Source organism: Asticcacaulis sp., from assembly GCF_047605585.1.
Classification (GTDB): domain Bacteria; phylum Pseudomonadota; class Alphaproteobacteria; order Caulobacterales; family Caulobacteraceae; genus Asticcacaulis.
In genome coordinates, this window is the sequence record NZ_JASGFK010000014.1 from 1 (window position 1) to 19,937 (window position 19,937).

The 19,937-nt window shown below is 58.3% G+C and carries 14 protein-coding genes; 6 read left to right on the forward strand and 8 right to left on the reverse strand.

The features are described 5' to 3' along the window. Positions 1-121: 121 nt before the first annotated feature. From QM647_RS18825 to QM647_RS18835, 3 genes are all read right to left on the reverse strand, one after another. Positions 122-2,317 (reverse strand): TonB-dependent receptor, encoded by a 2,196-nt coding sequence (locus tag QM647_RS18825; RefSeq protein ID WP_414997101.1) that lies wholly within the window; start codon positions 2,315-2,317, stop codon positions 122-124. A gap of 266 nt (positions 2,318-2,583) precedes the next feature. Further along, positions 2,584-2,901, reverse strand: a complete 318-nt coding sequence (locus tag QM647_RS18830; RefSeq protein WP_414997102.1) for a hypothetical protein — start codon at positions 2,899-2,901, stop codon at positions 2,584-2,586. Positions 2,902-2,990: 89 nt separating this feature from the next. Continuing rightward, on the reverse strand, positions 2,991-4,781 hold the full coding sequence (locus tag QM647_RS18835; protein WP_414997103.1) for a hypothetical protein: 1,791 nt from the start codon (positions 4,779-4,781) through the stop codon (positions 2,991-2,993). 233 nt (positions 4,782-5,014) lie between these two features. Between QM647_RS18835 and QM647_RS18840 the strand changes: the two genes are divergently transcribed. Together QM647_RS18840 and QM647_RS18845 are read left to right on the forward strand one after the other, a co-directional pair. Next, entirely contained in the window at positions 5,015-6,487 is a 1,473-nt protein-coding gene (locus QM647_RS18840; protein WP_414997104.1) for a hypothetical protein, read from the forward strand. A 57-nt stretch (positions 6,488-6,544) separates the two neighbouring features. Further along, a complete protein-coding gene (locus QM647_RS18845; protein ID WP_414997105.1) occupies positions 6,545-7,150 on the forward strand; it encodes a PepSY-associated TM helix domain-containing protein in 606 nt (201 codons plus the stop codon). Positions 7,151-7,224: 74 nt separating this feature from the next. Here the strand turns inward: QM647_RS18845 and QM647_RS18850 are convergent, their stop codons facing one another. Continuing rightward, positions 7,225-8,784 carry a hypothetical protein gene (locus QM647_RS18850; protein WP_414997106.1) on the reverse strand — a complete coding sequence of 520 codons (1,560 nt, stop codon included), beginning with the start codon at positions 8,782-8,784 and terminating at the stop codon, positions 7,225-7,227. 171 nt (positions 8,785-8,955) lie between these two features. Here QM647_RS18850 and QM647_RS18855 point away from each other — a divergent pair, with 171 nt between their 5' ends. After that, complete coding sequence (locus tag QM647_RS18855; RefSeq protein ID WP_414997107.1) at positions 8,956-9,525, forward strand: cytochrome b; 570 nt, start codon at positions 8,956-8,958, stop codon at positions 9,523-9,525. A gap of 48 nt (positions 9,526-9,573) precedes the next feature. Here QM647_RS18855 and QM647_RS18860 read toward each other — a convergent pair whose 3' ends face one another. The 3 genes from QM647_RS18860 to QM647_RS18870 form a co-directional block, all read right to left on the reverse strand. Beyond that, positions 9,574-10,395 (reverse strand): SDR family NAD(P)-dependent oxidoreductase, encoded by an 822-nt coding sequence (locus QM647_RS18860; protein ID WP_414997108.1) that lies wholly within the window; start codon positions 10,393-10,395, stop codon positions 9,574-9,576. A gap of 8 nt (positions 10,396-10,403) precedes the next feature. Beyond that, on the reverse strand, positions 10,404-10,838 hold the full coding sequence (locus QM647_RS18865; RefSeq protein ID WP_414997109.1) for a VOC family protein: 435 nt from the start codon (positions 10,836-10,838) through the stop codon (positions 10,404-10,406). A 153-nt stretch (positions 10,839-10,991) separates the two neighbouring features. Continuing rightward, positions 10,992-13,082, reverse strand: a complete 2,091-nt coding sequence (locus tag QM647_RS18870) for a TonB-dependent receptor (RefSeq protein ID WP_414997110.1) — start codon at positions 13,080-13,082, stop codon at positions 10,992-10,994. A gap of 443 nt (positions 13,083-13,525) precedes the next feature. Between QM647_RS18870 and QM647_RS18875 the strand changes: the two genes are divergently transcribed. The 3 genes from QM647_RS18875 to QM647_RS18885 all read left to right on the forward strand — a co-directional run bounded on the left by QM647_RS18875 (position 13,526) and on the right by QM647_RS18885 (position 18,606). After that, on the forward strand, positions 13,526-15,649 hold the full coding sequence (locus tag QM647_RS18875; protein WP_414997111.1) for a TonB-dependent receptor: 2,124 nt from the start codon (positions 13,526-13,528) through the stop codon (positions 15,647-15,649). Between the two features lie 178 nt (positions 15,650-15,827). Continuing rightward, on the forward strand, positions 15,828-17,645 hold the full coding sequence (locus QM647_RS18880) for a tannase/feruloyl esterase family alpha/beta hydrolase (RefSeq protein WP_414997112.1): 1,818 nt from the start codon (positions 15,828-15,830) through the stop codon (positions 17,643-17,645). A gap of 19 nt (positions 17,646-17,664) precedes the next feature. After that, positions 17,665-18,606 (forward strand): alpha/beta hydrolase fold domain-containing protein, encoded by a 942-nt coding sequence (locus QM647_RS18885; RefSeq protein ID WP_414997113.1) that lies wholly within the window; start codon positions 17,665-17,667, stop codon positions 18,604-18,606. 73 nt (positions 18,607-18,679) lie between these two features. Here QM647_RS18885 and QM647_RS18890 read toward each other — a convergent pair whose 3' ends face one another. Beyond that, positions 18,680-19,921: an MFS transporter gene (locus tag QM647_RS18890; protein ID WP_414997114.1), complete on the reverse strand. Its 1,242-nt coding sequence runs from the start codon at positions 19,919-19,921 to the stop codon at positions 18,680-18,682. Positions 19,922-19,937: the final 16 nt, after the last annotated feature.

Below are 19,937 nucleotides of genomic sequence, written 5' to 3' on the forward strand. Positions count from 1 at the left end.
TTCGGACACGAGGGGAATCCCAAAACGATTCAATCCGCTAGAAATCTGCTCTAGCGGCGAAGGTCACTTTGGCAGGCCTGCATGACCTGTGCGGGTGACCTTCGCTCTGAGCTTGTTAAATTCAGTAGTGAGCCTGAAGAACCAGACCGAAAGTGCGCGGATCGCTCAAGGTAATGGAAGAATCCTGGAAGAGGAAAGAGGTCCGTACGCGCTTGTCACCTAAGTTACGACCATAAAGGGTCACAGAGTAGGATCCTTGCGGCGAAGTCCAGGTGATATCCGCATCGCCCAAGGTGGCGGCTTGCGCGCGATTCCAGCCCGCTAAACCAGATGTCACCTGATCGGGTGTGATCGCGCCCAAATCACGCGCTGCGCTGTAGCGCAAGTCGAGATGCGTTTTTACGAAGCCACCGGCCAGACTTGCACCGTGTTCATAACCGATGCTGACCGTATCTGGTGAAATGCCAGGTATATTCTCCTGGGCGACATAGGTCTGAAATTCGGCCGAAGGATCGTCGTATTTCGCATCGGTGTGGCCGTAGGCCAGATTGATCGTATCGGTACGGGTGATCATCCAGCGCCCTTCAATTTCGCCGCCCCACATCTTGGCCGGTGCCGTTAGTACGGCATAGAACGGACTCGATGCATTGCCTGAGGTATTCACCGTCGACTGATAGCCGGAATAATCATAGTAGTAGAGATCGCCATTAATCGTCAAACGACCTTCCATGAACCGGTTTTTGCTTCCGATTTCATAGGCGGTCAATTTCTCCTGGTCGTAGGGCAGGGCGACGGCTCCGGCGCTGGTCGTGGTGAACTGGGAGTCTCCGGGCAGGAAACCCGTGGCAATCGTGCCATATAAGATATTGTGCGCTGTCAGGTCGTGTTCCAGCCTCAGCTTGAACGTGGTGTTGCTATAGTTAGTCGTGCCCTGTTCACGCGTCAGACTGGCAGTCGAAAGGACTTCCGGTAAGAACCAGTCGGAATCGAACGGTGTAGCGCCGGCCGCCGGAGTGGCGTTGTTAGAGGTATAATAGCCGAAAGTCGCGACGCGGGTTTCATCGAAGCGCAGACCCGCAGTCAGGCGAGTCTTGTCGCCCAACTGATAGGTGCCTTCGCCGAATATGCCAACATTTGTGGTACGCTTGTTGACATCCTGGGTCCAGGTCAGTGCCTGGGAGTGCCACCAGATGTCGGTGGTCGTGTTCTCATAGGCATTATGGTAATAGAAGGCCCCCACCAGCCAAGTGAAACGCCCCTGAGATGGCGAGGTCAGTCGGAGTTCATGGGTCGTGAAATCATCTTGCGGAATGCCTGCGGTTTCATGGATGATGTCCGGACCGATAACGGTTGTGCCCGCTGTGGACCACTTGCGATAGGTCGGAATGTAGGTGAGGTTGGCCCAGCCCAGGTCCCAATCCAGTTGTGCCCAATACTGGCTGGACTTGTATTTCTTGCTGCCAACTGACGTGTCAGAGTCCGTATAGGTGTCGGCGCCCGTGGCGACTAACGCCGTACCGCCGGAATTAACAACTTGATTTTGTCCGGCGGCTCCAATCAGCAGGCGTATATTATCCGTTGGCTTGAAAAGGATTTTCAGGCGCTCGCCCGTATTGACCAGATGGCCACCCTCAGCGGAATCGTAACCATCGCGAATGTAATTGTTACCGGAGAGGCGCACCGCCACCTTATCGCCCAACGGCACATTGATAGCGCCACTCACATGTTTCAGGCTAGCCGTCCCGCCTTCCGCCAGGATATCCCCGCCCAGATTACCGAGTTTCGGATCTTGAGTAAGCGTATTGACCACACCGGACGTGGCGCTACGGCCGTAAAGCGTGCCCTGCGGCCCGCGTAGAACTTCGACACGGGAAATGTCGTATTCACCGCCGATGCCGGAGAACACCTGATCGGTGTAGGCTGCCGTAGTAGGCGCTGCGGTCGATGAACCGCCAGCCAAGCTGTCGGGTTGAACGCCGCGAATCACTACACTGGTTCCAGGTGAATCGGAGCCGATACCGGCGCCGGCGGCAACGCTGACACCAGGCGTATCTTCCAGGATCTGACCCAGGCCGTTCTTGCCGCGTTCGGCGAGGTCCTTGCCATTCATGACGGTCATGGAGGTCGGTGTTTTTTGTAAGGTGGTCGATCGCCGTTCGGCGGTCACGATGATTTCCACATTGGGCTCATCTCCGCTCGTGGCGGCCTTTTCACTGTTGGTAGCCGATTGCGCCGTGGCCACCATCGGCAGGACACTCAGTAAAGCCGAACTGGCAAGCAGAATCAGGCGCCATTGGCGCTTGGTCAATTGTCTCATTATTTCCTCCGCGTTATACAATGGTTTTTAGTTATTACGCAAAGTCAGGCTTTCTCTTTTACTGACGAGAGTCAAATCTGATTGATCGATAGTAAAAATCGATTTTATTTCTTACTGAATTGCACGGTAATGGGATCGAACTGGCTTTAATGGCACTTGAAAAAGCAAAAGCCAGGCGAGAGGCGGCGCGCGTCGTGCTGCCGTCTCTGCCTGGCCTTGTAATGCGCCTTCGACCTATCGAGCGAGAGGCCCGTTAGGCAGCGTGATCAGCCGCCTTGCGGTTTCGGCGCCCCCATCGCCGCGAAGAAAGTCGTCATTTCTTGCGGAGTGACGTGGCCGTCATGATCGGTGTCGATCTTGTCGAAATCGCCTGCAAAGCGTGGATCGGCGGCGGCTTCTGTTTTATCCGCGACCCCATCCTTGTTCGTATCGAGGCGCGCGATGAATTCGGCGCCGGTGGGCATCTGGCCATCGGGCGGCGGCCCCCCAGCGGGCGGGGCGCCTGTGTCGGGGGCTTGCGCGAAAGCGCCCAGCGCAAAAAACAGAAGAGGTGTGGTCAGCAGGCTGTAGAGGTGTCTTTTCATCGGTTTCCATCCTGTCGTGAAGCGTTTTGTTTTTACAGATGCGTCATATGAACAATGGCGCCGAGGGCTCGGCGCCATTGACCTTTGTCTTATTTGCCGGGGCTTACCGACAGGACCAAAGCGCCTTTATAGCTTCCGGCTTTTAGGGCAGCCGGTTTGCCGTCGATCGTCAGGTTGACCCGATAACCCTGTGGGGCATCGATCCTGCCGGTCTTACCGATGTCGAGACTTGTCAGGTAAGAGGTCTTGGTCACCGTCCAGACTGAACTTTCGCCGACCGAAACCCCGGCCCCGTTTTTCTCGGAGGTCGCGCCCCAGCTGGTGGTGACATTGCCGATCTGCCAATAGGTGTGCTCGTCGGGCTCGACGCCGCCGAGTGGCGCCTGGATGCCGGTGGAAACCCCGCCAAACAGACTGGCGTGATCTAGCGTTACCGTCAGGCCACCTTGCTTGGTGCGGGTGTTGATGACGTCGCCCTCAATGGCGGTATTGCGCAGGGTCAACGCGACATCCGGGCTGCCTTCCGGCATTTTCATGCCACCCGGAGGGCCGTCCTGGACGCCGACCACTGGACCGCCCGGCGCGCCGGGGCCGCCAGGACCGCCCATTCCGCCACCGGCCATCATCTTTTTCATGAACGGATCGTCGTTTTCCATAGCCTGCAGCAGGATGCCGTTGCCAGCATTGATCTTGGCGTCATCGATCAGGATAGTCGTGCCCAGGCCCTTGGCTTCAATGGCGGTCAATCGCGAATTAACGACGCTGCCCTTGTCGATGATCAGCTTGCCGCCCCCGCCGCCGGAATGCATCATCACGCCGTAGCGTTTGGAATTCAGGATCGTGCCATTGGTGAGGGTAGCCGAACCTTGTGCGGCCATGATCACACCGATATCGGCGACATTGAGCGTCGAGTGATCGAAGGTGTCGATGGAGTCACCGATCGAATAGGCACCGTAACCGCTATCGAGGGTCTCAATGAGGCTGTCTTTGACGTACATGCGGACCACTGCGGAGTCGTCGGTGGACATGGCGCCCCAGCCCTGGCTGACAATATGGCTGTTGGTGTAATAGACGGTACCGTGGTCGACCAGATTGGTGGCGCGCACATTGCCGGAGAGGCCCAGCATCCACGGCACTTCCATCATCTTACCGACCTGGACGGTGAATTGATAGTCAGAAGGCAATTTGCCGTTCTCGACGAGGATATCGGCATTGTTGACATGAACCACGGCATTGCCACCGACAAAGATGGCGGTACGGATCGCGCCCTTGGTGCGGATTTTCGGATTGTTGACTGTCAGGTCGGCATTACCGATGGCGGTTATCCCGGCGCCAAAGCCGGCGAAGTCATTGCCGCCGTTGCCAGTTAGATCGATCACCGGATTGTCGATCGTATATTTGGAATCGCCGGTCACGACGAAGCCGTTGAAACGTTCATTTTGTGAATCAATGTTGACGTCGCTGGCTTCTGTGTCGTTGACCGTACCGGACAGGCGGGCCGCCGATACCGACCGCGTGGCGTCATAGCGGCCATTGTTGATATAGACCGCCGTACGGAATTGGTGTGGTTCCAGATCCTTGTATTTGATGGTAATTGGATCGGTAACGGTGATCACCACATGGCCATTGTAGGCGCCTGCCGCGATAGGCCGCTCCACACCATCAACGGTCAAGGTGACGCTCTTGCCGTCCGGTGCGGATATCGAGCCGCCTGCCGGAATCGTCAGGTTGTTCAGTTCGGTCGTTTGGGTAACGGTCCATGCCTGCCCCTTCGCAAAGGGGATATCGGCGGCGGTGGCCAGACTGGCGCCGGACATCAGCGCCAGGACGGACACCGAGGTAATGGCGCGCAGCACGGCACGGCGATCAAAATGGATCATGAGGAACTCCCTGTTTGTGGTTCTTGTGACGACAAACTGTGACAGCCACGCTCAGGTGGCAAAATCATAAATTCAATAGCAGGTATCAGTCTGCAAGATGGCAGCTATGTATTTCACGAATGACACACTTATGCGTAACAGTAATGCCAGCTATTGGTGACATGGTTTTGACAAATCAGGGCAGCGCGGTTTCCCTGGCCCGCAATAAAAACTAATTACAGTGGGAAACAGACATGACAACAACATCACGCAAGCTGGTGCGCGGCCTGTTACTGGCCGGAACCGCCTCTCTGCTATGGACCGGGATGGCTATGGCCCAGGAGACCCCGCCGGGGCCGCCTCAAGGGCCGCCGCCGGCCGGGATGCCGGAGGGTATGGCGCCGCCCCTCGGGCCGGACGGTCAGCCCTTGCCGATGACAGGTTTCGGTGACTCCAAGCCGGTCAATATCGGCATCCATATCAAGGACGGCGCCTATATGAAGGCCGATTCTCAACTGGCGAAGACGGTTGGCAGCAAGGTAAAGGCAAAGGGCGCCACGGGGTTAAAACTGGCCTCCGCCAAGGAAAAGTTCAACGCCCTTTATGTCGATGGCGCAGGCTCTGACTTTACTCTGGCCGATTCGCAAATCACCTTGTCGGGCACGGGGGGCGATGATGCCAGTGGCATCGGTTCGGCGGCAGTGGCGGCCTATGGTGGTGTCCTGACGCTGAAGAACGTAAAAATCGAGACCAGTGCGCCGGTTTCCAGCGCCGTCGTTTCAACTGGCAAGGGCGCTGTTGTCAGGGTCTATAATTCGGAACTGATCACCCATGGCGGCCCCCTGCCGGCGGATTATAAGCCGCATATCGGCCCGGGCATGATGGAGGCGCCACCGCCCTTGGGCATCAAGGGTACGGCTCGCGCGGTAAACACCACCATGGGCGGGGTGAGCTATTATTACGATACGAAGATCATTTCAGACGGCTGGGGCGCCCTGTCGACCGATGCCGGCGGCAAGTATATTGAATGCAATCGCTGTTATCTCGAAACCATAAAGAGCGGATACGGCACCTATACCGACAATGGTATCGAACTCGTGGTCAATGACACCGTCATCAAATCAGCCACCTTTGTGAGTATCATCGCCGGACAGAACAAGACCACGCTTAATAATGTGAATGCCACCTCTGGCGATCATGGTATCATGATCCATAATGTCATGGGACGTCCCACTGAAGTGGCCACCTTGACGATCAAGGGGGGATCCTACACGACCGGCAAATCCAGTTTCTGGATCAAGAGCGCCAATGCCGATATCACGGTCGATGGCGCCACCTTCGCGCCGGGCGACGGGCTGATCCTGCAGTCGATTGTCAATGATGATGCCAATGCCACCAAGCCGACCGATCAGTCGCCAGGCATCAAGGCCGATTTCAGGAACAGCACCCTGAACGGCGGCATTCAGGGCGATGATGACAAGCGAAAGCTGATGGTCACTCTGGAGAACAGCCGGTTGACGGGCGCGGTCAATCACGCCGGTCTGGCGCTGGAGAGTGGCAGCACCTGGACCGCCACCGGCAATTCCGAGCTTATCCTGTTCAAGGGAAGCTTGGCGCAGATCGACGCGCCGGCGGGGGTTGCGATTTCAGCGCGGGCACAGGCGGACACCTTGGTCGCCGGCACCTACAAGCTGGCCAGTGGCGGTACCTTGTCCGTCGCCAACTAGGCTTTGGGAGGGATCGGGAAACCGATCCCTCTTTATGTATTCATAAAGGCAAAATCGATGTTCGAACGTTTCTTGCGGACAGGTCACCGCTGGATCAGCCTGCCTGTTGCCCTGTTCATGGCCGGCATCGCCATTACCGGCATTATTCTTCACATTCAGTTGATTCAGCACCCACCGCAGCGAGGTGGCCCACCGCCCGCCGGCGCTCAGCTATCCGGTCCGGGCGGGGCAGAGCGCCTGCCATCCGCTCTGGCGCCGTTAAGCCGGGCGAATGCCGAGGCGTTATTGGCGGCCGCCTACCGTAACGGGGATACCATCGCCACTGTGCGCCTGACGGCGACGGATGGTAATCCGAGTGTCACGGCGACTATGATCGACGGAACACGTACTCGCTTTTCGCCTGACGGGACGCGTTTGCCGGATGAGGGGGCAACTGAGTCCGCACCCGGGGTTCCCCCCGCAGGCCCAATGGCCAATCCGGAGTCCACGCATCGCTTCATTATGTCATTGCATACCGGTGACTTCATGGGGCCGTGGGGTAAATATGTCGCGATCATCTGCGGCATCGCCCTGCTGATCCTGTCGCTCAGTGGCATTTGGATGTATGTGCAGATGTTTCTGCGCCGCTTCAAAGCCGGACGTAGGAGCTTGTTCTGGAACTGACACGTGTAGCAGACCAGGCATAGGGGAATAGACCGCAGAAAAAGAAGGGGCCGCGACTGCGGCCCCTTCCTGTTTCAGGAGGCTGTTTTCGATGGCAACCGCACCGTGGCGTCCCCTTCCTCGACGATATATCCGTCGATGGTCTCGATCCACCAGACCAAGCGGGCGAAGAACTTGCCATCCTCGGCATATTTCTGGACGACCTGTGACTTGACGATATAGACATCCTTGGTCAGGCCATGAGCATTGACATGCTTGCCCTGCATACCGGGCACCTCATCCAGAAAATACTGGCTGGTGGGGTGTTTGGGGACAGTCATGTTGAACTGTTTGTAGACCTTGGGCCCCATGATGGTCCAGCGGATGTTTTGAAGCCAGCCGCGATCGCCCATCCAGTTCTGGATGGTGCGAATAGCGATGTCGCGGCCCTCGTAATTGACCATCGGACTGCGTTTGATGCTGTCCTTGTGTATATTGGTTGTGTCGATATCACCGGTCGAGACCGGCTGTGGCAGGTCGCCATTGCCAGGCGCGCCGGTTGAGGGCGGGGGCGGGACCTGGATATGGCGGTCCGTGGTTCGGTAGATGCCATCCTTTTCGTTGCGCGCCAGGGTCTTCAGCGTTTCCGGGTTCATGATCTCGGCCTTCAGCGTGCGACTGCCACCGGAGCCCATGCCCCAGGGCTTCACGGGCGATACGGAGGATTCGATCGGTCCATCCAGCGTCCACGCCGGCTTGTCGCCGACCTTGACATCTTCCCAGTAGAGCGGGGTTGCGCCGCGACGGGTTTCCTTGGACCAGATATCCTTGATCGTCTGCCAATCCTTATCGGTATAGTAATGCTCGGGACGGCTCATCCAGTCGGGGGCCTCCCAGATATCGCCGAAACCGGGATTGACCGGACGCTTGGCCGGATCTTTCAGGACCTTGATATTTTCGACCACGCGGAAAATGACATCATTCACCTTCTCGCCGCGCTGGTTATAGACGCTGCCATGGGTTTCGATGGCAAGGCTGCGGTAAATCGACCCTTGCAGGGGCGTCATGTCGGTGACGTGGCGCTCATTGGCGACCAGGTAAAGGGTGTCGCCCGGATAGACCGGCACGTAAGAGGTGACGCTATGGTTCAATTCGCTGACTAGCAACTTGTCACGTGCAGCGCCCGGATAGGGGATCATGAAGATATCGTCATTGGTGCCGAAGGTTGGATAGGCCAGAATGTCCTTGTAGCCGAGCGACTTCGCATAGGCCGCATCGGAGCGAATGGGATCGCCCGGGTCATACTTATCGTTATTGTAGCGAACCCAGTCCTCGGTGACCTGGATAATAGGACCCAGGCCTGGCGTATCGGCCGGCAGCCTGCCCGCAATCAGGGCCTGGATATCGATCGGCCCGCGCTTTTCAAGCGCAGCATTGTCGGCGTAATATTTGGCGACCAGTGCCTTTTCGTGGTCAGAGTAGACACCGGGGAATAGGGTTTGATAGTCTTGGGCATTGCGGGTCTGGACGGTTTCGACCGGGGTCTTCGCCTTGACCGGCTTGGCATCGGCCGCGCCGCCCAGCATAGCCGCGACGGATAGGGCGAGCAGGCTGATCCTGAGATATTTGGCGGTAATTCCTGACTTTGGCATCATGACGCTATTCCCTGTTTTGTTATAGGTCTGACAGTTCTGCGGCATCCGTCGCCGGTTGGCAAAATCAAGGTTTCAATAGCACCTATTGGCGGCATCCATGATGCCTATCCATCCTATGGTTTTGTCACCTGATCCGGTCTGCGTTAGCCTGCACCGAAAAGAGGAAACACCATGGACATTCATCATCCGGCGGACGTGCGTTATACGCGGATCGCTGTCATCCTGCACTGGCTTATCGCCGCTCTGATCATCTTCAATCTGAGCCTGGGCCTGATCATGGAGGGTCTGCACGGGCCGGTCCGTGGCTTCTGGATTCCCCTCCATATGTCCATAGGGATGACGGTGCTGATCCTGACCCTGGCCCGCATCTGCTGGCGGCTGACGCACCGGCCACCGGCGCTCTTCGATGGTCCGCAATGGGAACACCTTGCCGCGCATCTGGCCCATTTTACGATCTACGCCCTCATGCTGGGACTGCCGGTGACGGGGTGGGCGATCATTTCTGCGCATCCGCCCGGTGGGCCTGGCGCCCCGCACTATTTCGGACTATTCAAAATCCCGGCCCTCCCGGTCCTGCCGTTTCTGAATTCTGCAGTGCAGAAACAGGCGCACGATACGGCTGTCAGTGCGCACACTGTGGCAGGCTATCTGATGATCGGCTTGCTTGTGCTTCATGTCCTTGCCGCGCTCAAGCACCAGTTCATCGACCGGCATCCGCAGTTCCGGCGTATGAGCCTGTAAAAAAGGCCCGCTTTGGCGGGCCTTCTCTCTTACGGCGAGCGTTCTCTCTTACCAGGCGGTGGCGCCGCCATCAAGGTTGAAATCGGCGCCGGTGATCCAGGTCGATTCATCCGAGGCGAGGAAGGTAGCCAGCCAGGCCGCATCTTCGGGCGTGCCCAGGCGCTTGATCATGCCCTTGGCCAGCACATTCTCAACAAAGACAGGGTTCTTCAGTGGCTCCTCGGTCGCCTTGGTCTTGATCAGGGCCGGCGAGATGGTGTTGGCGCGGATATTGTGCGCGCCGCCTTCCATGGCCAGTTGCCGGGTCATGGCGAGGACGCCGCCCTTGCCGGCACAGTGGGCGAGGGCTCCGGACTGTTCCAGAGCGTGATAGGCATTGGCCGAGGCGAAATTGATGATCGAGCCGCCGCCGCGTGTTTTCAGGTGCGGCCAGGCGGCCTTGATCGCCAGAAAGACGATATCGAGTTCGCCAACCATGGTGGTGCGCCAGTCGGCATAGGTCATGTCGTCCAGCCATTTGAAGATGCCGACGGCGGCGGCATTGACCAGGATATCGAACCCGCCATGGCGCTCCACGGCGCGATCGATCAGGGCCTGCGCCCCGGGCTCGGTCATCAGGTCGCAGGTCATGGCCTCGATGGACCAGCCTTCGGCGGCAGCAATGGCGGCGGTGGCGGCCGCGCCTTCGGCATCGATGTCGCAGCCCACGACCTTTGCGCCCTGACGGGCATACATCAGGGCAATGCCCTGGCCGATGCCATGGGCGATGCCGGTAACCACGGCCACCTTGCCGAGCAGACGACCGTAACCCGGCGCAAAGGCAGGGGCAGAGGCAGGCAAAGCCGTTTGCACGGCGGTCTTTTTAGACATCGTGGCACTCACAGGCTGGAAGGTGCAGCGCTCGGCGGCGCGGCTTCAAGAAATTCGATCAGATTACCGGCGCAATCCCGGATGAAGATATTGGCGCCGTGGTCGAACTTGTGCACCCAGACCACATCGACCTCGCGGCGCTTCAATTCCTCGCCAAAACTGAGAACATCGTGAATGCCAAAGGCGACATGCTTGTTGCCATGAGTGCGCAGGTCTTCATTTGGAACCCGTCGGGCCGGGTCCATGGCCACGGCGTCGGGCAGTTCGAAAAGTTCCATGCGTAGATCGCCATTGACGATGATGGCGACCTCGGCGGGAATGGTCGGGATAGGAAAGCGCTTTTCAAGCCGGAAACCGAGCTTAGAGCAATACCATTCGATCCCTTCGTCCAGATTGGGCAGGCTGACCCCGCCGTGATGATGCCAGTAGGTGAACTCGCTCATAATCGCTTCCTCTTGTTTCGCGTAATCTAGCTTGCTCGTCACCTCAATGGGAAGGCCGCCAGCCATCGATTTTGCCGATTGGAGCCATCGATGGCGCATGAAAAAGGCTCCGGAACACAAGGGTCCCGGAGCCTTTTTCATCAGTGGGGTGGCCTAGAATTTACCGCTCAGTCGGATGCCGTAGGTGCGGGGCGCACCGATGACGCCATATACGGCGGACCCGGCGGTATTGGCTTGCTCCAGTACCGCATAGTTGGTGATATTGTTGACATAGGCGCTGATGGCCCACTTGTCGCCCGGCGCATTGTAAACCAGATTGGCGTTCCACAGCGAATAGGCCTTGGTGGTGGAATTGGCAAAGGTGACAATATCCACTTGATAACTGTCCTTCCACTGGGCATTGAGACCGGCCTTAATATTGGCGCCGGTGCCGAGATCCCAGGTGTGTTCATAACCGAGCGTCACGGTGGTCTTGGGCACACGCGGCAGATCCCGTCCGGTGAGATCGACATAGGTACACACGTCGTCCGAGCAACTGGAAGCGATTTGGGCACTGCCGAAGGCGGAATCTTGCAAGGCCAGGCTGCCATTGATCCGGTCGCTTGGTGTCAGACGGTACATGCCTTCGATTTCCAGACCCGAAACCTTTGTGGTGCCGCCAACATTGGCGGTCAGGAAGACCGGCTCATCCCCGACGTAATAGTAATAAGACATCTGGTAGCCGGTATAGCGATAGACGAAGGCATCGGCGTTTAGCGTCAACTTACCGCCCAGCAAACGGTTCTTGATTCCGAGTTCATAGGCCGTGATCTCTTCGGGATCGTAGCCGACACCGTTCGAGTTGACGCCCCCCGACTTCAGGCCTGTTGATGTGCTGGCGTAAACCAGCGCGGTCGGGCTGAGGTCATACTCGCTTCCCAGCTTGTACGTGACCTTGTCATAGGATTTGGTCACTTCGTCGTCCACCTCGGTGATGCCGCCTGAAACGGTGCCGCTCGCCGTGAGGGATGTCAGATCGTCCTTGGTGTAGCGCAGGCCGCCGGTCAGGCGAAAACGCTCCGTGACAGGGACCGTGATCTGTCCAAACAGGGCCTGGGTTTTGGCGTCGTTTTCCCGCAATTCGGTCAACTCATCGAAGGTATAGTTCTTCTTGACTTCGCCACCCCCATCATAGTCCAGCCAGTAGGTTCCGACGACCCAGGTCAGGCGAGAGCCGGTGGGCGAGGCCAGGCGCAATTCAACTGAGTCCTGGGTTGCGGTTGCCTCATCGGTCTCCCAAAGCCCGGAAAAGGGTTGGGCGTAGTATCGTTTGAAATCCTGATGGCCCAGAATTCCGGTGAAACTGGCAAAACCCAAATCCCAGTCTCCCTGCGCGGTCAGGCGCGTGTTCTTGACATTGAACGCGGCCTGGCAGTTTGGGCTGCAGTAGATCGTGTCACCGCTGGGAATGGTATAGAGGCTGGAATAGTCCGGTGCTTCCCAGGCATCGTCGCGGCTTGAGGTCGGCAGCAGCACATTACCGGGGCCATTTGAGTCGATGCGGTCCGATTCGGCGCCCAGAAGAAGGCGGAAACCGGCCGTGGGCTGATACAGATATTTCACCCTCGCCAGGGTTTCGCCCGCATCCATCAGGCCGTTCGACAGATAACCGTCATGCGCATTGGACACGACGACCGCCCGAAGGGCCGCAGTGTCGCCGACTGGCAGGTTGAGCATACCTTCGACCCGCAAGGCATTGTAGTTGCCGTACTGGACGCTACCGGCACCGCTGTAGCTATTCAGCTTCGGGTCATTCGTAATAATGTTGACCACGCCGGCATTGGCGTTGCGGCCATAGAGCGTGCCTTGTGGACCACGCAGAACTTCAATGCGGTTCAGATCGGCAAAACCGGCGGAGACGAGTTCGTTGCGTTGCTGCAGCACGCCGTCGATCATGACGGCAACGGGCGAATCGGGCAGGCTGTTGGCGCCGCGCGAACCGATGCCGCGAATATAAAAGCCGGCACCGGTATTGGCCTGCTTGACCTGGACGCTTGGCACGAAATCGACCGCATGGGTCAGATCGGTGACGCCATGGCTCTGGATTTCCTGACTCGACAGCGCGGTGATTGCCAAGGGGGTTTTCTGGATGTTCGTGCTCCGCTTTTGCGCGGTCACGATAATTTCCGTCGTCTCGCCGGCTGCCGGGGGCGGTGGGGGAGGCGTATCCTGAGCCAGGCAGGCGCCGGCATAAAGTGTCGCCATAGCGACCCCGCCAAGCAAAAGTGATCGCAACTGTAGTGTCGTGTGGTTATTCATGGTTTCCTCGGTCTGCGCCAGTAGAACTTTAGTGTTCGCGCCCTCCACTCAACGGGAAGCGGGCGGAAGTCAAAACCGTGGTTTGAATAAGAGCTATTTATTTTGCTGATGCGATATCGGGCTTGTCACACGTCATTCTTCATTGCGATAAATTTGTAACGTTCCGATGTGGGAGAACGGCGTTTTTGCAGGTGTGGCGATTAAAGAGGGCGGTAAAGTATCTGATTATAAATAAAAAAGTGATTTTCGTTGCGTGAAATTGGCATTGCCGATGGCAGCTATCCGCTAAACGATTTTGACGAAAAATCGGCGATGCCGTTACCTGTTTGACACGTGTAAAAATAACACACGACACAGTAAAACAGGGATGTGAGGCAATGAAGATATCTATGAAGGTCAGACTTCTGACCGCGACGGCGCTCGCCTGCATGACGACCAATGCTGTCCATGCCCAGGACAGTGCGCCAGACACCACCAGGAAAGATGAAATTCCCGTTGTTATCGTGACGGCCGATAAATCAGCGAAATCTGTGCAAAAAACCTCTATGGCCGTCAGCGTTGTGTCCGGTCAGGAAATCACACAAGAGGGGCGTACCAAGATCGATGACGTTCTCGTTAATCAACCCGCGACCATAGTGCAGGGGGCGGCCAAGGGGTTTCTTGTGTCCATCCGTGGATTGGGCCTGTCTCTGCCGCCCCAATTGGGCCAGGGTGCGGTGTCTACCAATTATGACGGCGCCTATTCCGGTCGCGCGGAAAACGCGTCTGCCGGCTTTTATGATTTAGACCGGGTCGAAGTTCTGCGCGGTCCTCAGGCCACGCTCTATGGTCGCAGCGCGATCGGGGGGGTGGTCAATGTCATTTCCAAGGATCCATCGCTGGCGGGAGATAGTGGCTATGTCGCCGCAGAGCTCGGGAGTTATAATCTCGGACATTTGGAAGGCGCCTTCAACACGCCGCTGGGAGATCATGTTGCCTTGCGCGTTGCGGGCGCCGTAGTGAGCCGCGACGGCTATCTCAGTAATGGTCATGATGACAATGTGGCCCAGGCGTTGCGCGCCAAGCTGCTGATCAAGCCCAGTGAGGACAGCAAGCTGATCCTCGGGGCGGAAGCCACCCACATCGGCGGCAAGGGCACGGGCGGGGCCTATGTGGCGCCGGGCGTGCAGGAGCCGGATACCGACCGCTATACCGATGATGTGGCGGCCGGCCATCAGAACGTCAATTACCGCAAGGTCTGGGCGGCCTATACCGCGAAGCTCGGACCGGGCACCCTGTTCATCGAACCCGCTTTACAGCAGACGCATGGGGTATCGAAGGGCGCTTTTGGTGGCAACATCGCCTGGTCGGCGGACCCGCTGGTCAACAAGCAGAAATCCCTGGAAGTGCGCTATGCCTCGGAAGCTGGCGCCAACTGGCAATGGAATGTCGGCTATTATCATTATGACAGCCACAACCAGCAGAAGGCGCTGGCGGGGGCGTGCGAGGATGTCGACGGCAACTACATGTATGTGCCGGGTTATGGCTATTCCGGCGCGGGACCGGGCGTGCAGCCGTCAGGGGGATGTGCCTACCCCAGTGCCAGTTGGACGCCGAGGGATATCCTGATCGATTATCGCAACAGCTTCACCGACGGCCTGTTCGGGCAGGTGACGGTGCCCTTGGGGACGAGTTTCCGTGTAATCGCGGGCCTGCGCGCCGCCGAGGAGAAGATCACCGGCCGAAACATCGCTGATTCCAATGTCGATGCCGTTCTGCCCACCTCGAAGGACGACCATTTCGATTACCGGATCGGTTTCGAAAGCGATGTCGGCGCGACTTCGATGGTGTATGGCACGGTAAATAGCGGCTATCGCCAGGGCGGATACAATTTCGACGGTACGCTTTATGAGCCGGAGAAGATGACCGCCTACGAACTGGGGTCAAAGAACCGCTTCCTGGACGGCCGCCTGCAGGTCAATGGCGATATGTTCTATTATGACTATCAGGCCTATCAACTGGTCCTGTTCACAATGACGCAGACCGGGCCGAGTATCCAGGTCCTGACCACACCGGCGCAGGAAATGGGTTTCGAAGTCGAGGCTCAGGCGAAGCTCAGTGACAAGGATACGCTTTACGGCTCACTGGTGCTGCTCGATTCCAAACTGAAGGGCGACACGGTTTTCAAGGATGCGCCGTTCCCGAACGCCCCAAAGACGACGCTGAAGTTCGGTTATTCGCACGTTTTCACCCTGGGCAGCGGCGCCAGCCTGACGCCCCGCATCGATCTGCGCGGGGTGGATAAACAGTATGTCTATCCCGACCAGAACCCTGTGACCGATATCCGCGATGTGCAAAAGGCCTATTCGACCGGTGATATTTCTCTGCTGTATCGCGCACCGAGCGGCGCATGGTCGCTAAATGCTTATGTGAAGAATGTGAATGACGCCATCATCAAACAGTCCTTCTTCTTCGGCTATGCCCAGCTATCGGCGCCACGCACCTATGGCCTGGTGCTGAACCGAACCTTCTAACCTCTGATCATACGCCAGACCTTGGGCCCCGCTTCGCAGGCGGGGCCTTTTGTTTCCATCTGAAACATAGGTATGCCGGATATCCGTCATCGAAGTTGTCGTTTTGACGGTGCACGCAAGACGGTTAGTCTGTGCGGACGCGGCAGACAGACCGTACAGGACAGGAAGGCGGACTTTCATGACACCCCCACTTCAACGCCGGCGCCTACACGGCGCTTCAACCCTCGGTCTGATGATGGCGGGTTTCTGCCTCGGCCTGCCGCAGATAGCGGCGGCACAGGCGCGGCCCCATGCCGATCTTGGCGTTGTCAAGCCGGTGCGCGATTGCGCGGAACTGGCGCGCGCAGATATCAGAAGCGATGATGGTTCGGTCGTGACCATCGCCTCCGCGGGGCTGATCGATACGCCCAAGGGGGCGTTCTGCAAGGTCCTGGGCACGATCGCGCCGTCCATCGGTTTCGAAGTCGATCTGCCGGCGCAGAACTGGACGCAGCGCTTTCTTCAGGGCGGGTGCGGCGGCCTGTGCGGCATGACCTCGGTCGGTATATCCAACGCCACGACCTGCGCGCCGGCGTTGAACGGCGAATTTGTGGTGGCCGGCGACGATATGGGCCATAAGGGGCAGATGGGGAGTGACAGCGAGGCGGAATTCGCCGCAGACCCACAAAAGCGGATTGATTTCGCCTATCGTGGTAATCACGAAACAGCCGTAGTCGCCAAAGCTTTGATCAAGGTCTATTACGGCCAGGGGCCGCGCTATTCCTACTTCACCGGCTGTTCCGATGGCGGCCGCGAAGCCCTTATGGAAACTCAGCGATTTCCAGACGATTTCGACGGTGTTTCAGCGGGCGACCCGGCGGCCCTGTTCCAGATACAGAATTCCTTCTATCACGCCTGGAATGCACTTTCGAACCAGCGTGCAGATGGCACCAATATTTTGATGCCCGGTAAACTCAATCTATTGCACCAAACGGTTCTTGCGGCTTGCGACACCCTTTCGGGCGTATCCGATGGCCTGCTGCAGGATCCACGCGCCTGCCATTTTGATCCTGGCACCCTTATCTGCGCCAAGGACATTAACATGCCAACCTGTTTGACGACGGAAGAACTGGCGGTCGTTCGTAAACTCTATTCCGGGGCCTCTGACGCGGCTGGCAACATCTATACATTTGGTGCCCTTTATGGTGGCGAAGCCCAATGGAATCTCCCTGCGACACCAACAGCAAGGCCAATGAGCGCCGGCATGGCTTCGCGTTCAATGGAATATGTTATTCTACCGGAAGTCAGCCCAGCCGATGGTGATGTTACTCATTTTGCCTTCGATCCCGAAAATTTCGCGCGCGTGTCGCAATTGGCGCCGCTGTACAACGCCACCAACACCAATCTGAAACCGTTCGCCGCCCATGGTGGCAAATTGATACTGTGGCACGGCCTGTCGGACACCTCGATCACGCCCGGCATATCGATCGCCTACTATCAGGGTGTGCAGGCCTTTGTCGGCGCCGCTGAAACCGACCGCTTCATGCGTTTGTTCCTCTTACCAGGCGTGGGGCATTGCGGCGGCGGCGACGGCTACGACCAGATCGATACCTTGAGCGCGCTGATGGCCTGGACCGAACTGGGGCAGTCGCCTGAATACCTGATTGCCGGCAAGTCGGAAGGCGGCAGGCCTGGTCCCGGCGCGGGCGGTCCGCCGCCGGGGCCAGGTGGTCCGGGTGGAGCCGGTGGCCCGCCGCCAGGTGGCGGACCGGGAGGGGACATGGGCAAGCCCTATGTGTCCGCCGGTCCGGAACCGGTCGCAACACGCCCGGTCTACGCCTATCCCAATATTCCGCATTATACCGGTAAGGGCGATCCGAAGGTCTGGACAAGCTACGAGGCTGTGAAAAGCCCGGTTGCCTTGCCTCAAGCCTTCCCACAGGCGGCCATCGCCCTGATCGGGCCAGACAACCAGAAAACCTATTCGGTCGTGAACGGAAAGCTCACGAGCCAATAACCTTATCAGGGAGAGACAAATGACCTTACGACCAGCCCTAATCGGTCTGGCGGCAGCGCTGGCGATCACTTCGCCAGCGTTCGCGATTCCGCCCGACCTGCCGCAGCTCTATGCCGCACCATTGCCCGCGCCTTCCGATCCGGACGCCCATCATTTCGCCAATGGAGCGATCATGCTGGGGAACATCACCTACAAGAGTGTGCCCGATTACCGGCCACTGCAACTTGACCTGTATCTGCCGTCCGACAAGCCTGCAACACAGGCGCTCCCTCTGGTGATCTGGGTTCATGGGGGCGGTTATGCCATAGGCAATCCGCGCGCCGACTGGACCTGGGGCGACTGGACGCAGGTATTGGCGCGGCTGTCGGCCAGGGGCTATGCCGTCGCCGGCGTCAGCTATCGGCTAAAGGGCGAAGCGAGGTTTCCGGCACAGGAAGAGGATGTGCGTGACGCCATTGTCTTCCTGCGGGACCACGCGGCCGACTGGGGCATAGATCCATCCCGCGTCTATATCTGGGGCCTCTCGGCCGGTGGTCACCTGACTGCGCTCACCGCCCTGACCAATGACACGGCCCCGGCGGCGGCACGCGTTCAGGGCTATGTCGACTGGTTCGGACCGACGGATTTCACGGCCATGGCCAAGGGGAGCGAAAATGGCACGATTACCAGCCTGCTCGGATGTGCGCGGACATGTAGCGAAGAGACTCTGAAAGGCGCCAGTCCGGTCAATTTCGTGACCGCCTCGGCGCCGCCCGGCCTGATCTTACATGGCGCGGCGGATACGCTCGTGCCTGTATCCCAAAGTCAGGCGCTTTATGAGCGGCTGAAGGCTGCAGGCGCCGATGTCACTTTCGAGTCAGTGCCAGGTCTGGGACATGGATTTACCGGCGCGGCACCGGAGCAACTGGAAGATATCCTCCAGCGCACCTTCAGCTTTTTCGACCGGCTCAGCCATAAATAGGGTGCCAGTCTAAGCATGAAAAACGGGCCGCTTCCTTTGAGAAGCGGCCCGTCTGTTTTTTGCGATCCGGCGATCAGGCCAGTTCTGCGGTTGGTTTGGCGCGGAAGGCCACTGCGGCGATCAAGGCCAGTAGGGCGGCCCCGATAGAGCTGAAACCGAGAATCATGAAGGTGGGGATGATGCCGTAGTGCAGGGTGGCCGACAGATAGGCAAAGACAATCCCTGTGGCGAACTGGCCGAAGGCGAAGATCGATTGCCAGATGCCGGTGCCGATGCCCCGGTTTTCGAAGCTTAGACGGCTCATGGCCCACGTCAGCAGAGTCGGCAGGATCATGCCCGCGCCAATCTGAGACAAGGCGGCAAATCCGACGAATTGCCAAGGATCAGTCATTTTGGACATGCCCACATAGGCGCCACCCATGATGGCGAACTCCACGAGTAGCAGAACGGCGATCGGCAAGCGCTTGGAGACGAACCAGAAGACGAAGGTGCCGACGGGGACTGCGATCGAGGCGATGGCCGTGAGGGTGCCGATCTGACCCGGATCCTTCACACCGATCGCGTCCAGGCCCTGGGACAGGTTAATCTGGATGGTGTAGAACATCAGCGAGGCGAACAAAGTGACCACGCAGACGCCGAGCATGAACAGGGAAGGAAAACCGGTCTTTGCCGTCGTTATCGGGGGAGGCGCTTCGCCGACATTGAAGACATGGGGCTCCATCGGTTCACTCTTGCGGCTCTCCTTGGTTTCCCAGGTGAACAGGATCAATGCGGCCATGATCAGCAGCGGGAAAGCGTAAATCACGAAAGGCCCCTGCCAGCCAAACTTGCCGGCCTGCCCGGCGATAAAGAGGAAAATGATGGCCGAGGTGGAAGCGGTCGCTGTCTGGCCAGCCAGCCAGCGGTCGCGTGACTTGCCTTCGAACATATCGCCGATCATGGTGGTGGAGAGGGTCATCACGGCCGCTTCGGTAATGCCGACGCCGATACGGGAAATCAGGATGTGGGTGAGATCGTGCAAAAACAGCGGGGCCAGACCGAAGGCGGAATAGATGGCCATGCTGGGGATCAGCAGACGGCGACGGCCAAACTTGTCACCCAGCCAGCCGGCGACCGGAGAGAGCAGGGCGACGCAGAGCGACGGCACGGTCACCACCATCGGCACCCAGTATTCGACATTGGGAACATCCTTGAAATGTTCCATCATTTGCGGAATCACGGGGGCGACCAGAAGCGCCCCCATGACCGCGAGGGTCATGCAGGACAGAAGCGTAAACCCCTGCAGAGGTCCGGCCTTGCGGACGTTATTTGTCATTATCTCACCTGTATTA

What these genes read in the sequence shown, in the direction of transcription:
- QM647_RS18825 (WP_414997101.1), bottom strand. Translation starts at nt 2,317, where the DNA reads ATGAGACAATTGACCAAGCGCCAATGGCGCCTGATTCTGCTTGCCAGT.
- QM647_RS18830 (WP_414997102.1), bottom strand. Translation starts at nt 2,901, where the DNA reads ATGAAAAGACACCTCTACAGCCTGCTGACCACACCTCTTCTGTTTTTT.
- QM647_RS18835 (WP_414997103.1), bottom strand. Translation starts at nt 4,781, where the DNA reads ATGATCCATTTTGATCGCCGTGCCGTGCTGCGCGCCATTACCTCGGTG.
- QM647_RS18840 (WP_414997104.1), top strand. Translation starts at nt 5,015, where the DNA reads ATGACAACAACATCACGCAAGCTGGTGCGCGGCCTGTTACTGGCCGGA.
- QM647_RS18845 (WP_414997105.1), top strand. Translation starts at nt 6,545, where the DNA reads ATGTTCGAACGTTTCTTGCGGACAGGTCACCGCTGGATCAGCCTGCCT.
- QM647_RS18850 (WP_414997106.1), bottom strand. Translation starts at nt 8,784, where the DNA reads ATGATGCCAAAGTCAGGAATTACCGCCAAATATCTCAGGATCAGCCTG.
- QM647_RS18855 (WP_414997107.1), top strand. Translation starts at nt 8,956, where the DNA reads ATGGACATTCATCATCCGGCGGACGTGCGTTATACGCGGATCGCTGTC.
- QM647_RS18860 (WP_414997108.1), bottom strand. Translation starts at nt 10,395, where the DNA reads ATGTCTAAAAAGACCGCCGTGCAAACGGCTTTGCCTGCCTCTGCCCCT.
- QM647_RS18865 (WP_414997109.1), bottom strand. Translation starts at nt 10,838, where the DNA reads ATGAGCGAGTTCACCTACTGGCATCATCACGGCGGGGTCAGCCTGCCC.
- QM647_RS18870 (WP_414997110.1), bottom strand. Translation starts at nt 13,082, where the DNA reads ATGGCGACACTTTATGCCGGCGCCTGCCTGGCTCAGGATACGCCTCCC.
- QM647_RS18875 (WP_414997111.1), top strand. Translation starts at nt 13,526, where the DNA reads ATGAAGGTCAGACTTCTGACCGCGACGGCGCTCGCCTGCATGACGACC.
- QM647_RS18880 (WP_414997112.1), top strand. Translation starts at nt 15,828, where the DNA reads ATGACACCCCCACTTCAACGCCGGCGCCTACACGGCGCTTCAACCCTC.
- QM647_RS18885 (WP_414997113.1), top strand. Translation starts at nt 17,665, where the DNA reads ATGACCTTACGACCAGCCCTAATCGGTCTGGCGGCAGCGCTGGCGATC.
- QM647_RS18890 (WP_414997114.1), bottom strand. Translation starts at nt 19,921, where the DNA reads ATGACAAATAACGTCCGCAAGGCCGGACCTCTGCAGGGGTTTACGCTT.